The organism is Proteus sp. NMG38-2 (assembly GCF_020640995.1).
Lineage (GTDB): Bacteria > Pseudomonadota > Gammaproteobacteria > Enterobacterales > Enterobacteriaceae > Proteus.
Genome location: NZ_CP085481.1, coordinates 350,529 through 367,122, shown reverse-complemented (window position 1 = coordinate 367,122; position 16,594 = coordinate 350,529). Strand labels below are relative to the sequence as shown.

General features: G+C 34.1%; 14 protein-coding genes. 5 read left to right on the top strand and 9 right to left on the bottom strand.

The window, feature by feature from the left end; translation table 11 throughout:
* Positions 1-27 precede the first annotated feature (27 nt).
* Complete coding sequence (gene dpaL, locus LG402_RS01840; protein ID WP_166540347.1) at positions 28-1,245, bottom strand: diaminopropionate ammonia-lyase; 1,218 nt, start codon at positions 1,243-1,245, stop codon at positions 28-30.
* A gap of 363 nt (positions 1,246-1,608) precedes the next feature.
* Here dpaL and LG402_RS01835 point away from each other — a divergent pair, with 363 nt between their 5' ends.
* From LG402_RS01835 to LG402_RS01815, 5 genes are all read left to right on the top strand, one after another.
* Positions 1,609-3,411 carry a sigma-54 interaction domain-containing protein gene (locus LG402_RS01835; protein ID WP_227336330.1) on the top strand — a complete coding sequence of 601 codons (1,803 nt, stop codon included), beginning with the start codon at positions 1,609-1,611 and terminating at the stop codon, positions 3,409-3,411.
* A 648-nt stretch (positions 3,412-4,059) separates the two neighbouring features.
* Positions 4,060-4,632 (top strand): fimbrial protein, encoded by a 573-nt coding sequence (locus LG402_RS01830; RefSeq protein ID WP_166540345.1) that lies wholly within the window; start codon positions 4,060-4,062, stop codon positions 4,630-4,632.
* Between the two features lie 58 nt (positions 4,633-4,690).
* On the top strand, positions 4,691-5,371 hold the full coding sequence (locus LG402_RS01825; RefSeq protein ID WP_227336329.1) for a molecular chaperone: 681 nt from the start codon (positions 4,691-4,693) through the stop codon (positions 5,369-5,371).
* Between the two features lie 18 nt (positions 5,372-5,389).
* A complete protein-coding gene (locus tag LG402_RS01820) occupies positions 5,390-7,900 on the top strand; it encodes a fimbria/pilus outer membrane usher protein (protein WP_227336328.1) in 2,511 nt (836 codons plus the stop codon).
* Positions 7,901-7,909: 9 nt separating this feature from the next.
* Positions 7,910-8,971: a fimbrial protein gene (locus LG402_RS01815; RefSeq protein WP_227336327.1), complete on the top strand. Its 1,062-nt coding sequence runs from the start codon at positions 7,910-7,912 to the stop codon at positions 8,969-8,971.
* Between the two features lie 89 nt (positions 8,972-9,060).
* Here the strand turns inward: LG402_RS01815 and LG402_RS01810 are convergent, their stop codons facing one another.
* The 8 genes from LG402_RS01810 to LG402_RS01775 all read right to left on the bottom strand — a co-directional run bounded on the left by LG402_RS01810 (position 9,061) and on the right by LG402_RS01775 (position 16,254).
* Positions 9,061-10,197 (bottom strand): hypothetical protein, encoded by a 1,137-nt coding sequence (locus LG402_RS01810; RefSeq protein WP_227336326.1) that lies wholly within the window; start codon positions 10,195-10,197, stop codon positions 9,061-9,063.
* A gap of 8 nt (positions 10,198-10,205) precedes the next feature.
* The gene (locus tag LG402_RS01805; protein WP_166540342.1) at positions 10,206-10,721 is read right to left on the bottom strand and encodes a fimbrial protein; all 516 of its coding nucleotides are present in this window, start codon (positions 10,719-10,721) and stop codon (positions 10,206-10,208) included.
* Positions 10,722-10,730: 9 nt separating this feature from the next.
* Positions 10,731-11,258, bottom strand: a complete 528-nt coding sequence (locus tag LG402_RS01800) for a fimbrial protein (RefSeq protein ID WP_166540341.1) — start codon at positions 11,256-11,258, stop codon at positions 10,731-10,733.
* Positions 11,251-11,739 carry a hypothetical protein gene (locus LG402_RS01795; RefSeq protein ID WP_227336325.1) on the bottom strand — a complete coding sequence of 163 codons (489 nt, stop codon included), beginning with the start codon at positions 11,737-11,739 and terminating at the stop codon, positions 11,251-11,253. Before LG402_RS01795 ends, LG402_RS01800 begins: the two co-directional genes overlap by 8 nt.
* 15 nt (positions 11,740-11,754) lie before the next feature.
* Positions 11,755-12,489, bottom strand: a complete 735-nt coding sequence (locus tag LG402_RS01790) for a molecular chaperone (protein ID WP_166540340.1) — start codon at positions 12,487-12,489, stop codon at positions 11,755-11,757.
* 21 nt (positions 12,490-12,510) lie between these two features.
* On the bottom strand, positions 12,511-15,015 hold the full coding sequence (locus LG402_RS01785; RefSeq protein ID WP_413685600.1) for a fimbria/pilus outer membrane usher protein: 2,505 nt from the start codon (positions 15,013-15,015) through the stop codon (positions 12,511-12,513).
* Between the two features lie 38 nt (positions 15,016-15,053).
* Positions 15,054-15,638: a fimbrial protein gene (locus LG402_RS01780; RefSeq protein ID WP_227336323.1), complete on the bottom strand. Its 585-nt coding sequence runs from the start codon at positions 15,636-15,638 to the stop codon at positions 15,054-15,056.
* Between the two features lie 61 nt (positions 15,639-15,699).
* Positions 15,700-16,254: a fimbrial protein gene (locus tag LG402_RS01775; RefSeq protein ID WP_166540337.1), complete on the bottom strand. Its 555-nt coding sequence runs from the start codon at positions 16,252-16,254 to the stop codon at positions 15,700-15,702.
* Positions 16,255-16,594 lie beyond the last annotated feature (340 nt).

Sequence of the window (16,594 nt, the reverse complement as noted above, 5' to 3'; positions counted from 1 at the left end):
TTTCACTCCAAAAGACTTATTTGTTTTTTAAAATTGTTTGAAGCTAGGCAACTCACCATCCCACACGATATCGCGATAACGCTCAGGATCTGTGTCACCTTCAGTGCTGATCACAAGCACTCTTGCATTTTCATCTAATCCCAGCTCTTCTTTCACGCTTTGATAAACCGGTGATTGCATTAAAATAGAGAGCAACCCTGTTGTCACAGCGCCAGATTCACCAGAAATGATGTGCGGATCACCGGGTAAAGGGTTTCCTAAAATCCGCATTCCCCTAGTTGCGACGGCATCAGGGCAAGAGAAAAATGCCGCTGAATAATCGCGTAATAAATTCCAACCAATACTATTCGCTTCACCACAAGCAAGCCCCGCCATAACGGTTTGCAAATCTCCGCCAACAGGAATGGCATCCGCTTTTCCTGATACGGCAGATTGATATAAACAGTCGGCAATACGTGCTTCTGCCACAATTACTTTCGGGGCTTGTTTGCCATAAGCAGCGGTTACCATGCCTTGCACCATACCCGCAAAAGAGCCCACGCCGGCTTGCACAAAAATATGCGTCGGTGGTACTTCATGTAATTGCGCGAGAGATTCCAGCATTAAAGTGCCATAGCCTTGCATGATCCATAGAGGGATCTCTTCATAGCCATCCCATGCAGTATCTTGAACCACGATCCAGCCATATTTTTCAGCCATTTCCGCCGTCATTCTCACTGCATCGTCATAGTTCATATCAACGATTTCAGCGACTGCACCTTCTCGTAAAATGGCATCCAAACGTTCTTGTGATGATCCTTTTGGCATATAGACCACTGCTTTTTGCTTTAACTGTCTTGCCATCCAAGCAACGCCACGTCCATGATTCCCGTCAGTGGTTGTCGCAAAAGTTACGCCATTTAACTTTTTCCTGATCTCATCACTGATCATTACTTCATAAGGTAATTCACTTATGTCCATTTCGAGGAAATCAGCAATATGGCGCGCCATCGCGTAAGCACCACCTAACGCTTTAAACGCCTTTAAACCAAAACGGAAAGATTCATCTTTGAGATATAATTCACCAACCCCAAAAGTTTTAGCTAACTGGGGTAAATGAAATAACGGTGTAGGTGCGTATCCTGGAATAGTTCGGTGAAAATCTAACGCTTTAGCTAACTCGTCATAATGAAAAGGGGCAAGCTCCGCGGTTGGTTTTCGCGTAAATGAACTTTGGTTAATCAGGTACTGCAATTGCTCCTGCATGGAATTACCTCTTAATCACACTTTAAAATTCGCGATAACCCAATATCGCGATTAATCGGAATACATAGGGTTATTCCCTATATCGCAATATGTATGCCAACTCACTCAAAAAGCATCCACTAAAAACATAATTAATTGATTTTAAATATATTTATTGTTTTAGTGATTAAGGAGGAAAATTCTTGAGACAGAAAAGCTGTGATCTAGACGGTTTTATTTAGCTGATAAATTATCAATAATAAGAAACTGTGTGAGCTTTATACAAAATAAAAGCAACCAATTGATAAATAACAATTAAATAAACATCAAAAATAGATGATGATAATTTATTATCAATAATGATAATTTTAAGGTGAGAATGTAATGCACTCATTACTTAGTACACTGCAAGATGAAATCAGTAAATATACCGATGCCATTGCGGGGATCACTGGCACTGATGTTGAAATTATTGATAACAATTTAATTCGTATTGCAGGTACAGGGCGTTACCGTTATATGCTTAATCAAGATGTCTCCAATAATGGACATATTTATCGCCATGTGCTGCAAGTACAAAAGACTATTTTGATTGAAGATCCGAAAGAAAATAGCCTCTGTCAACTCTGTCAAAATCGCTTAACCTGCACTGAAGAGCTTGATCTTAATGCCCCTATTTTTCTGAATAACCAAGTTATTGGTGTAATTGGAATTATCTGTTCTAACCGAGAACAGAAAATGTTTTTGATGAAGCAGAAACAAGCTTTTATCACCTTTATCGAACAGTTTTCAGAAATGATCTCAAGCCGTATTTTTGAATGCCTTGAAAGGCTTCGTGAACAAGAGCGATTTGGCACTTTTCGAAATTTAATTGATGTGATGGATAGAGGGGTAATTGCTATTGATAGCCAAGGTAAAATTTGGCACGCCAATCTTTCTGCTTTGCGTTTTTTTGATTGTGAGCTTATTGGTCAGTCTCTTGATATCGATATGACAGGCGATATCCTTTATGGTGATGAAGAAGCGTGGCTGATATTAAACCAGCAACGCTACCACGTTCTGTGTAAAAAAATCACCTTTTCATCGGTTGATAATGACCAACTTACCATGGTTATCTTTCATGATGCTCGTGATTATATGACGCAGGTAAATACCCTTTCCGTTGATGAAAACCCCCACTCTCCTTTAATTGGCAATTCACAAAACATGCTTCACTTAAAAAGTATGTTAAGTAAAGTTGCCGTAAGTCATGCTAGTGTGCTTATCACAGGAGAAAGTGGCTCAGGTAAAGAAGTGGTCGCTTATACTATTCATCAACAAAGCCTACGCACAAAGCAGCCCTTTATTACTATTAACTGTGCAGCCATTCCTGAACAACTCTTAGAAAGTGAGCTTTTTGGTTATGTACGTGGCGCCTTTAGTGGTGCTGATCCAAAAGGACGTATTGGTAAATTTGAATTAGCTCATGGTGGTAGCCTATTTCTTGATGAAATTGGTGATATGCCTTTACATTTACAAGCCAAACTTTTGCGTGTACTTCAAGAAAAAAGTATTACCCGTGTTGGCTCTAATAATCTAATTAATATTGATGTGCGTATTATTGCCGCCACAAACAAAGATCTGCGTGAAATGGTAAATAAAGGCCAATTTCGTGAAGATCTATTTTATCGTCTCAATGTTGTTCCGATCCATACACCAGCATTACGTGATCACAGAGAAGATATTGCAGAGCTAGCACAATTCTTTGCTGATGATCTGGCTTTAACCTATCAAAGGCCCTCCACGAAGATCCCCAACGTTATTATTAACTACTTATATTCCTATGATTGGCCGGGTAATATTCGCGAGTTACGCAATGTGATTGAATATATGTATGTTATGCAAGGCGATACCGTCGATTTAAATCTCAGCCACCTTCCGCCTTACCTGTTAGAGACTTCTCATGGTGATATTTTAGAAAAAGAAAATTTTAATCGTGTCTATACCAAGACTAATCCCCCCCACGAACATCAAACTCAATCTTTAAACACACAAGAACTTCTCAAAACTAAAAGCTTAACATCAGAGTATCAAACCATTATTAGCATATTAGAAAAAACGGGAACAACATTGGAAGGAAAAAAGAAAGCGGCAGAAATCTTAGGAATAAGCATTGCCACTTTATATAGGAAAATGAAAATACGATAAAAAGTATTTAAGATGAAATTTTAAATACTTTTAAATTTAATCAAAAGATTTAAATAAAAATGAAAGATTTAATAACAATTATTTCTACTAATTATTCTATCTAGATTATTAGAAACTCTTCTTTTAATGACTACCTTTTATAAAGTATTGTCATCATGATATTTTAATATTAATGCTATTTGTAACAAAATATATTTTCCATAAAGTAAATTTAAACTATCTCCCTTTCTTCCTTACATCACATAAAAAACCAACCATATGAAAAATAAGAATAAATAATTTTATTTTTATTATCTTATTAATGTTTTTTCTAAATTACATAAGAAAACTTTGTAACACTGTACATGAGACATAATTAAATAAACTACATAGAATCCACCTGTACAAAAATTGAAGTTATTTTCTACATCCAGATTTAGTATTAATTATAAAAAGCAAAGTAATAAGAGTTGATTGTGAATTTTATGATTAATACTAAAAGCTATTTTATCTAAGGTTATATTTCTATTAGAACCATCTTTTTGAATTGCTTATATCTACTGGTGCTTTTAGTTAATTTATGAGCAATAAGGACAAACTAATCTTAGAGTAAATAGCACTTAATATGACTAATTAAACACTATTTATATCAATCACTAGGGGTCAATAATGCCTATTTTAACAAAAAAACTACTTCCAATGGCTTTCGTTATCTCAGCAATAACGGCAAGTGCAACAGTTTCTGCTGAAGAGCAAACAGGACAAATTTCTTTTACTGGTTTAATTTACGCATCAACTTGCACCATTGATATTAATGGCACTGGTTCTGACGGTAACGTCAATATGGGGCGCTATGCTACCAGTGAATTTGACGATGCCGGTAGCGAAGTGGGCGGAACTGGCGGTAATGGTCAATTAGATATCTCTTTAATTAACTGTCCACCTCAAGGTAAAGTTAAATTAAAACTAGAGGGTAAAACAGATAGTAGTTCTAATCAAATTTTAGCATTAGATAATCCTAATGATCCTAACACCGCAAAAAATGTCGGTATTCATATTTATGATCATGATGATTTAGATGATCCTTACCATATTAATCTTACTGAAGAATATGAAATTAAAGATAATGGCGATCTTAAATCTAAAACATTATCTTTTATTGCCAAATATGTCAGCACTGATAATGACGTTGAAGCTGGTCGTGCTGATGCAACATTAAATTATACTTTGACTTATCAATAATAAATAAATGCAGGTTAATTATTATATTAGCCTGCCTCAATTAAAGAGGTGCTTATCAATGATATTAAAAAAAACGCTGTTAGGACTAGGCTTAATATTTAGCTCAATCACATCTAGCTTTGCTGGATTTGGTTTAGAAACAACACGAGTTGTTTACAATGAAAGTAATAATAATGAAGGATTTGTTGCATTTAATAGCGATAAGAATACTAATTATTTATTACAATCTTGGGTCGAAGATCTTAATGGAAAACTTACACAAGATTTTGTTATTACACCACCATTAATTAAATTAATGGCTCAACAAAAAAACACATTACAAGTTACTAAAAATACCACCTTACCTAATGATATTGAATCTATGTATTGGATCAATGTTAAATTTGTCGCACCAAGTAATGAGAACTTAGAGAATGTACTTCGCTATTCTATGACTAATAGAATTAAATTAATCTACAGACCTCAATCTCTTAAAAATGCAAATATTGATAAAGAAATAAAAGCATTAAATTGGAATGTGAAAAATGAAAACCTCGTAGTATCCAATAAATCACCTTATTTTATTAATATTGGAAAGCTAATAATCGATGGTAAAGAGATTGAAAACACACCTAGTTTTCTTTTACCAAAATCAGAAACAACGATTAATGTAGGTAAAACACTTTCGAACAATAAGAAAATAGAATTATTTTATATCGATGATTTTGGAAAAATCCTTCCAGTGGAATTCTCATTATAATAAGAGATATTATTCAATATGAAAAAGACAATGGATAATTATTTAAATAAATCGCCACTCAATTTATTTATTGTTGGCGTTTTATTCGCTTCTTTTAATACATCTGCAAACGATTATTATCCTGCTAATTTATTAAATATTGAAGGAAATACACAGCAAGTTACCAATGAAGATCTTAATGTCTTTAGAGAAAATAGTATTGCTCCCGATCGTTATACCGTAACACTTTTTGTGAATGAAAATCGCGTATTAACTCGTGATTTTGATTTTATTCTCATGGAAGATGAGAATGGTAATAAAATATTAGCACCTCGTCTTTCCGCTGAAGAATGGTATAACGCAGGTATTGATCTCCCTTATGATGTGATTAATAAAAACAAAAATAATGATTTTATTAATCTCAACGATATTAACAATGCCAGTGGCTATCTTGATTTAAATAGAAAAAAATATATTTTAACAATACCACAGTTATATGTTAACGAAGACAGATTAAAAGAAAATGAAATAAAAAATTGGGATTCAGGTATTCCTGCATTATTAGTTAACTATGCCTTATCTTCATTCAATAGCCGTACTCATGGTAATACAACAGACAGTTATTATGGCAATATTCAAACCCAAGTTAACTTAGGGCCTTGGCGCTTTAATAACTATTCAACCTGGACAAAGAATGAGAATGGCGATAAAAAATGGAATACGCTAAGTAATGTGATTTCTAGAGCAATCACCAGTATTAATAGTGAATTAATGATTGGTGATCTTTATTCTTCTTCACAACTGTTTGATTCAGTAAAATTTAGAGGTATTAAATTAGTTACTGATAGATTAATGACACCGACACAAAATAGAACTTATGCACCGAGTGTTTCTGGTATTGCCAATTCAGAATCTATAGTTACTATTACCCAAAATGGCCAAGTTATTTATAAACGCAGTGTACCTGCGGGGCCTTTTAATATCACTGATTATTATCCGATGAACAGTGGTGGAGATTTACATGTTAGCGTTACTGAAGCTGATGGTTCTGAGAAAAATTTCATAGTCCCCTTTTCTTCTATTGCCAATCTTGAACGAAAAGGCGAAATAAAATATAGCTTTTCGACTGGTAAATATGACGGTAACAATAGCGGTAATGGTGCTTATGTTGTCCAAACCGAAGCTTTCTATGGTTTAACCGATTACGTTACCCTTTATGGTGGTGTACTTATTGGTGAAAAATATCAATCTGTTGGTGTTGGTACAGGCGTAAATTTAGGTAGCTATGGTGCAATCACGACCGATTTACTCTACGCCCAATCTTCCACTAATCATGGCAATGATGCATTACATGGTAATGCCGTTAGAGTAAATTATTCTAAAAATATATCAGTTACAGATACAACGCTTTCGTTAGTCGGCTATCGTCATTTCGATGCCAACTTTCTTAATTTTACCCAAGCAATGGAACACAAGGACACAAAATATAATCCCAATAATGGATTAAAAAATGAATATACATTCTCCATTAATCAGCCTTTATTTTCTAATAGTGCTTCAATTAATTTAAACTCTGTTATTTATAAGTATGTCGATGGTAAAACTGTTCACTCTTATAATGCAGGTATTAATAGCTCTATAAATAAAGTTAACTATAGCGTTTATTACACTTATTATGATGGCAGTCGCTATAACGATAAAAATAAAAACAGTCATGATTTAAGTATGAATGTTAGTATTCCATTTTCATGGAATGAAAACTACATTTGGGCTAATTACGGTATTTCGACTAATAATGATAACCAAGTATTACAAACTGCACGTCTAAGCGGAACCTATGGTGACAAAAACCAAGCCAATTGGGATGTTTACCAAGGATATGGCAATAAAGGTGTTAATTATAGTGGTGGTTTAAATGGCTCTTATAAAGCACAAAATGCTGTCGTTAATGCAGGATATTCATACACAGAAGATAAACAAAATATTAATTACGGCATTAGTGGAGCATTAGTCGCAACACAATATGGCGCGGTATTTACGCCCTCATTACAACAGACAAACGCATTAATATTGACCAAGGATACCTCTGGTGTAGAAGTGGTTAATGGCCAATCCATCAAAACAAACAATAGTGGATTAGCGGTTGTTTCCGGCATGTCTCCTTATCAAAAAAACAGCATTAGCGTGAATACTAATTCGATCCCGAGTAACACTGAAATTTCAAATAATATTATTAGTAATATTATTCCGACCAAGGGCGCATTAGTGTTAGCTGACTTTGATGCTAAAAAAGGATTTAAATTCCTACTGACATTACAAACACCGGATAAAAGTACCATTCCAATGGGCGCTAAAGCCGTGATTGATAATGATGATACACAATTAGTAGCAAGCTTCCATCAACTCTATTTTGTTGCCAATAAACCACAAGGCAACATTCAAGTTTCATGGACTATTCACGGTGAGCAGAAAACCTGTCACGCAACTTATGACATTAATAATAAAGCGCCAGTTAATGGTTTATATATTTTAGATACTGAGTGTAAATAAGGAAATAAAATGACTAATTTAAAAAATAAGATGAATAAATTATTATTTCTAATTTTTATTCTTAGTTTATCTTCTCTCTCATTTTACAGCCATGCGGCACCAGATTGTGTTAATAACGGCGGTATTAAACATGGCACAATGGATGCCAGAGGTGGCACAATTGAACTAAAAGGAATGGTCAAAAAAAATCAAGAGGTGGCGCGTTTTACATTTAAACGTGATGGCTCTGATGTTGCTGTTGCGGATTGCCCAGATGGTGCTGAGTTTTATGCTTATGCAACATATAGCGAGGCAAGTGGTGTAATGCCAACATATTATGGAGATATTGATGGTAGGCCCGCATATTATGTTGTACGCAATGGCCCTACAGTAGGCTTAGACGATTATGCTTATGTTCTAATCGAAAACCAATCTGGTCTTGCATTTAGAAGCCAACCTGGACAAGAAATCCCAGTTAATGCACCTAAACTTAATACCAGAGACGCCACAGTAATTGTTTACTCTACTAAAGATAATCCTAAATCACACCGTTTTACGACTCAATATATTGGCTCTATATTAATTAATCGGTTTAATTCAGGTGGTGGCACAACAGCGGTTGGTTTTAGTTATCGTCTATCGGTAAATATTATTAGTGCACCAACATCTTGTAGTGCAGAAAATACTAATCTTGAAATGAATTTGCCTAAAATGCCTATTACCGCATTTTCTGACATCGGTTTTCCTCGCGATAATCAGTATGTAGAAGATCATCTCAGAATAAACTGTACAGGTAACAGCTCTGCTAAAATTAAACTGATGGCACACAACACCACCAGTTATGATGGACAAAAAACGATTATCAAACCCGATAATGAAGGTGATAGGAATAATGCTAAAGGCATAGGCTTTGTAGTTTCATCCCCTTTAAATGATAATACGGTATTAATTAATAATCAGTTTGTAAAACTGGCTGATTTAACCAGTGGGATCAATAGTGTTCCATTAAAAGCTGAATATTATCGTTATGGTGATGAGATAAAACCCGGCAAACTTAGTGCCTCTGCAAACTTTGTATTAGAGTTTAATTAAAAAGTCTTTGATAATTAAATAACCCACTATCTTTAAACAAAAAAAACGCTATTAAATTTAATAGCGTTTTTTTAATCAATAAGAAAGAATTAAGGATAAGCAGCTATTAATACGGCTGTACCACTATAATTACCTCCACTAGCATTTGTTCCTTTTAAAATACTTTCTATTTGGATTTGCTTATATTGTCCAACTCTAGAAGTAAATTTTTGTCCTCGATTACCTGTCTCAGCATCAATCATTTGAATTTTGCTATAGATAGTTCTATTTGTACCATCGACTTTTAAAGGTAAACGTTGTTGAGGATCACCATCTTTGGTATAAAATAGTTCAAATTCAACAGGGGTTGGAACAACGTGATCACAAGAGAAATTAATTGGTCTAACAACTCGGCTTTCATACTTTTCAGCATTTAATACACCGTGATTAATAACCAAGTTATAACCTACATCAGTTCGACATTCTGCTGGTGATATCAATGTAGCTCCAAGTAACCTCATTGGTGCCGATGTACTGCTAATTGGCATGGATTGAGGTAATACTCCTTTAGCTAGAGACAGGTCGGATAAATTTGTCCAAGCCCTAGTATAGGCAGCAAATTCAGAGCTTGGAATAACAGTCACACCATCAATATTTCTTTTTTTAATATAAATTGTTATATAAAACGGGAATTGATAGCGAAAAGAATCAATTTTTTTAGTTGTAGATTTATTAAACTCATTTCTACAGTGAACCGCCGTAGAATTAGTTTCACTACTCCAATTATTTAATATGGGTGCTTCTGGTTTAATTGTAGCAAAAGTATTATAGCTTAATTGAAATGTCGCTTGATTATTAATTAAAAATGGAGCTTGTGGTGAATAAGTAAATATTCTATGAAAAGGAGTCCAGCTTTTAGTTTTTGCCCCAGGAAACACTTTAGAGAAATCACCATGGCACCTTACCATTCCTGAAAATCGAACTTGAGAAGCACCTTTTTCTATTTTATAAGTATTACCCACTTGATAGAAAAAATCACCATTTGACGCAATAGTGGGTGTTTTTGAGATTTTAGCATTATTAGCAGTTAAATCGATTGTATACCCATCAGCACTAGAAGTTATTGTATCTGTATAAACAACCGCATCTGCCGCAATACTGTTAAATGGAATAGAAAAACTAGCACCTAAAACAGCACTCAAATATAATGTTTTATATTTTTTTAAAAAAAATAAATAATTTTTCATACTAGCCTCTAATTATAATCAACTAATAACGAAACATTAGCTGTAAAAGGTCCCATTTTAAGCTGTGTGCCAGATCGATTTGATACTAACTGAGTGCTTAGTGATATTTTCCCTGAATTACTGCTACTAAGAATTGGTGTAATACGTTCATAACGCTGAACATTAATTTTACGTTTACCACTGGTAATATCAGAAAATTCAATTCCTAATTGATCTGTTGTTGTGGCTAATACATCAACACCATTATAAGAAAAATAACCATTATCTTTAGGAGAAAGATATAAATTCATCATTTTATTTAAGTTACAATCTTTAATTAATACATCAAAGGTTTTTGGTGGTGTTTTTACTATTGCGTTAACATCCACATTTTGAAAATCAATAAATAGCTCTTTGGCTCCTTTAGCATCCGTCACTGTACATGCAGGATTAATTAGTGTCGCATTAACTGTAATATGGATTTCAGCCGATGAAATAGGTACATATAATAAGCCAATAGTTAGCGCTAGTATTATTTTTTTCATTATCGCCTCCTATTGATAATCAATATTAAATGTAATGGTCGATGAAAATGCACCTTCTTTTAAATCCCCTGTAACAGGTGGACGTGCATAAACCTTAAAATTCAATAAATTTTGCTCATTTTGACCTGTCACTAAAACACGAGCCATATCAATTTTTTCATTAAATTTAATGACTGTATCATTGTTATCCAGTAGACCTAATAAAACATTAGAGCCACCTTCTGTTTTTAAATAGCTAATACCTTTATCTGTTACAAGAGTATTACTATTTAATTTTATTGAAATTGTTTTATTTAAATCACTCACATAACAATCAACAATGGGTATAGAAAAATCGACAGGTTGAGAACGTCCATATTCATAAAGATATTTACTACTAATTTTATTAAGCTGAACCTCTAAGTTATAAGGCGATTCAGGGAGCTTACATCCTGTAGAAACTAGATTTCCCATAAAAGAAATATCTAATGAACCACCTGCATAGCTATAAGTGGAGAGGCTACATAATGGCAATAGTAGATAAATCAATTTATTCATAATATATCTCCATCAGATAGCTATGAGCACCTAATTCTCGCGCTTCAAATTGCAATGCATTTCTACCATTTTGTAATGAAAATTTATGCTTTGATAAAACACGATCATACTCAATAAAAGATAAATTAATCGGTGTCGGTGCCGTCATATTTTTAACAGTCTGTGGAGAAAAAGAATTACCCATACCACATGCAGATAAATTCGCTGTAATTAAAAAAGCGTCATAACTTAGAAATTTATTTTTTGGACGATAACTTTTTATTTTGTAGTCAATAAAATCACAGGGCGAACTGACAAGATTAGCAGTGACATAAATATAACCACTGCTTTTATTATTATATGCGCTTTCTATCGTCTCAGTAGAATTTAATAAAGGTTTTGTTTCAATAGTAATTATTTTGGCATAGGCATAACTCCCAGATAATAAAATTATCATAGATAAACAGCTATTTTTTAGATAACGAAATTTCTGGGAATTCATATTCTATTCCTTATGTTACATTTCTTTTGCTACTGTGCATTTAGCTTGTTCACACTTAAATTGCAGCGTCGGTTTTCCGCCGTAATCATTAATAATGGTCATATAGGGAACATTCGTTTTAGGTACAGCGAATTCATGATCTGATTTAGGAGGGATCATCACAACGCTAAAGGCACCTGTTTCAGATGCTTTTTGTGTTGAAGCCAATCCAATCACAGTTAAATAAAAAGGTGTCACGTTATTCACGGTATACCCTTTCGCTGACGGTGTTAATGTCACACTATGGAACCACATGCTGTCTGCTTGGGACAGAATTTCTGCCGGACGATAAAACAATTTTACTCGACTTTGTAATGCAATTTGTAAAACGTTCGCTTCTTCAGATTTAGGTGGAACTTCACGTAAGTTATAGTAAAAAACAGTCTCTCTATCTTTTGGTAATGATGCGATAGAAGGTGTCGTACTAATTTGTACGATACTTGATGATTTAGGATCTAGACGCTGGATCGGCGGCGTCGCAATTAATGGTCCTGTTGTTAATTTTTTCTCATTAGCATCATCAATCCATGTTTGTGCTAAATAAGGAAGCGTTGGATTATCATTACGAATAGTAATGTTAATCGATTTTTCAGTTCCAGGAAAAATCACTCTCGTTCTATCTAGTGTTACTGCACTTTGAGCAACACTAGAGATCCCCATTAATGAGATGAAAAGAGTGGAAATAACAGTTTTATTAAATTCTTTTTTCATTTACGGTTAACCTTATTAGCATCACTTACATGGCATTAATAGCATTTGTGTTTTTGGATCAATGGTTTCAGGTAAATTAATGGTGCAACGCTTTTCATTTCCCCAGAAGACGCCCAGTTCTTCATTTTCAGCAACACCAACTACCCAAGCTATACCTTCGTCTCCAACAATACCTAATTCCACATTATCTTTATTACGAATACTTGCCCCAAATGGTGGATGTTTACCATCACTCATCTTAACTGTGGCAAATAGCTTATAGCCTTTAATTACTTTCATTTGACGATAACCAATTGCACCTCTTGTTAAAGTGACATCTGTCATCGTATCAATAGCATCATAGTTATCCGGTAATGCACTCACATCAATCGCTGCTGATGAACTACGGAAACTAGTAACACTAGGTATAACAGCTAATCCAAATGCGTTAGTTTTTACTGATTCACCTTCAATCGGAACATCCGCTATTCCCGGAGTTTCAATAAGTAAGCGTGTATCCCCATAAGCAGGTTGATGAAGCACCAAACCATGAGATGTTCCTGTTAAACCACCTGAAAGTGTTCCGCTTAAACTCTTATATTGACTAGGTACATAACTTGCACTTGCTGCAAGGTTTGCAAGACTCATATCTTTACTAACATAACCACTAAATGAAGATTCTGAATCGACTTCTTTTCCATGTGTTAAGCCTGCATTCATACTGTAGCTTAAACCTTCATCATATCCACTATAGCCCACGTTATGGTTGTAGCGTCCTTTTCCATCTGTTTTTGTATATTGTTCAGAGAAAGTCAGGTTGCCACCTTGATCGAAAGGCACAGATACATACAAACTTAGCGTATCATCATTCACGCCTTCACGCTGAGAGCGAAAAGCTGAAAGTGTTAAGTTAATATCGCGGATCTTCACTTTAGATAAAGAGAATCGCGTATTTGCATAAATACCATATTGCGTTTGAGAGCGACTATTCCAGAAAGTATTATGTTGATAATTAAGTGATAATGAAAAATTATCAAAATATTTATTTAAATAAATTTGGTAACTTTCTTTTGGAGAATAAGCATCCTGCCCAGTTCTTCGCTCTTCCATAGCTTGACTTAAGGTACGATAGTCTTCATCCGTAAAACGATAACCAGCAAAGGTAATATTGGTTTTTACTTCATCAAATGATTTCGAGTAGTTCACACGATATGAACGACCTTGTTTATCACTCTCTGATAATTTGGCAAATGATTGGTTGATATCAAAAGAGAGCGCACCAAACATAGAAAGGTCACGCCCAACACCAACCGCAACAGATTGATAGTGTTGAGATAATTGGCTACCACCATATAAGCTCCATGCATTACTCACACCATAGGAAATTTCACCACCAATTGCAGTATCACCCGTTAATCTATGATCTTCATAACGTGATTTCCCCCCCACTAATTTATAGCGGATTTGCCCAGGCCGAGTTAAGTAAGGCAGTGTTGCAGTAGAAATAGTAAACTTACGTTCTTCACCATTATCTTCACGAATTGTGACATCTAGCTGCCCTTGGATAGAGCTATCCAAGGTCTGAATTCTAAATGGTCCAGGTGGAACCGTTGTTTCTAAAATAATACGATCTTGGCTTTTAACAATAATGGTCGCATTTGTTTTTGCTACACCAACAATTTCTGGCGCATAGCCCACCAACTTAGGTGGTAACATGCGATCGTCACTTTCTAAGGTGATACCAGTGTATTGCCAAGCATCAAATAATTGTGAATAAAAGTAGTTTTCACCGACAGTTAATGTCGCAGCCAACGCTTTAATAGAACGATAAGCATAGAAACGATTGAAATCAAAATTATGTGATTCATGTTTATCACTGCTATTTCCGCCGTTTTCTTTTTGGTAACTCATACTATAGTCACTACGAAAACGCCAAACGCCCATATTAAAACCACTGGTACCATTCATAGATGCATAAACAGATTTAGAACCTGAATTATATTTAGCACCGCTGAGTGATAACGTGTAATCAATAAATGCACCTACAATACCTTCTTCCCAACGCGAAGGAGGTACCCATGAAGGATCTGAATATTGTAACCACGTTTGTGGAACCGTTAATTTAAGCGCGAGTGCAGGCAAGTCAAATGTTAAATTTGTCCCGGTTAATGGGGATAGATCTAAACATTGGCCATCATGGTGTGTTAGAACTTTTTTTTCTGCTTCTTCTGTTAACCCTAATTTTTCAAGATTATTACTAGGTACACAGACAGAATTAAATATATTTTCTGAAGATGCTGTTTTTTCAATTGGATAAACAGAGACTTTTTGACTAGGACCGATCCTTTCACCATTACTAAAAATGGTAAGATGGTAATCCCCTGGCATAATATAACCAGCACTATTAAATTGGCTGATATCAATATTTGCAGCATCGGAAGCATCAAGAATATCTGTATTAAATTCGACAGAATAAGCATAGAAGCACGGTGACATTGTGAGTAATAAAACTACTTTTGCCATATTTTTTGAAATTAGCATATTCATTCACCGTGATAATGTGATCAAAAAAATAAATTTATTATCTATTTATAATCGATTGAAAAATACACAAATGCAGAGTGTTTTCCTGCTTCTATTATTTGATTAGTAAAAGCAAGTTCAATTTGATAATTTAATATAGGTTCTCTTTTTGCATCTTTAGTATGATATATAAGATGATCAATATAATAAGGCTTATTAGGGGTAATTATATTCTCATCTTCATCTAAAATATAAAAACCTAATCCATTAGAGCTTCCAGACATCGAAAATATAGAATCATTATTAGCTTCTAACCCATTAAATTGAATATTTAATGCTTTCTTATCTGTACCACTATATTGACTAACACAACTCGATAATCTTATATAAAATTTCTTTCTTAAATTTTCTCTCTTTACTTTATTATCAATAGCAGATAACGATATATCTCCAAATTGGATATATTGGTAACGATCTTCCATTTCAATAGAGCAAGGCGATGCTATAATTGAGCCAACTAATGATGCATTACCTTTGAGAACTTTGGGTTTTACCACGTCATCAAAAGCAAAAGAGACTGATGATACAAAAAATAGTACTCCCATCGTATTTAAAATAGTCAGATACTTATTTTTATTAAATTTCATCATCTCATTACCATTATTTAAATATGTATAGGGGAAAATCCCCTATACATATATTGGTGCATTATTCGTATGAAATACGGAAGTCAGCGATAGCAGAGAATTCGCCTTCTTTAACTTCTTTAGATGCATCAACAGCTTTAGCTAAAGCAGTAAATTCAAGTACGTTAGTACCTTGTTTGTTACGCATTTTAGCTAAGATATCAGAAGCTTCACCAAATTTGTAAGTATCGATAGCGATACCAACGTTGTTAGCTTTAGTTCTGTCAGTTGCTAACAGTGTATTTGTTGCATCTGCATATGAACGTCCGTCAAATTGGATTTTCATAGTTTTAACAGGTAACCACTCGCCATTTTCGTCTTTTTTGAATTTGTCGAAGTTACATTGTTCTAATTTAATAGTGAATGCTCTTTCTCTTTCATTACCTTGCTCTAAGAACACACGAGAAATTTCACCAAATTTAACTGTTTGATTTAAACTTTCGTCTGCGATGTTACATGGAGAATCAACAACTGAACCAACGAAGTTAACTACGCCATTATTATCAGCAATAGAACCGAATGATGCTAAAGATAATGCAACTGCAGCGCCAACGATGCTTAATTTCTTAAATGTCATTATGTATACCTCAAAAGTAAGTTAATATCTGACTAACGTCATTTTTTAAAATAGTAGAGCTTATCTTTATTAGATTAAGATGTTTAAAAAACTTAATCTAATTACCTAGATATTATTAATGGAATAATTAATTTATATTTTTAATTACTCCACCAAATTTCGTTACGCACATACTATAACTTGAAATATTTATTTTCAATTTGTAAAAGAACTTAAGATTAAATAAATAATAGTAATGATTTTTAATGAAATATAGGAATAAAAGATCAAATAACATCAAAAAACGATTAATAAAAAGTGCAATAAACTAAAAAGCGAATTAGGATAATCTGTATATGAA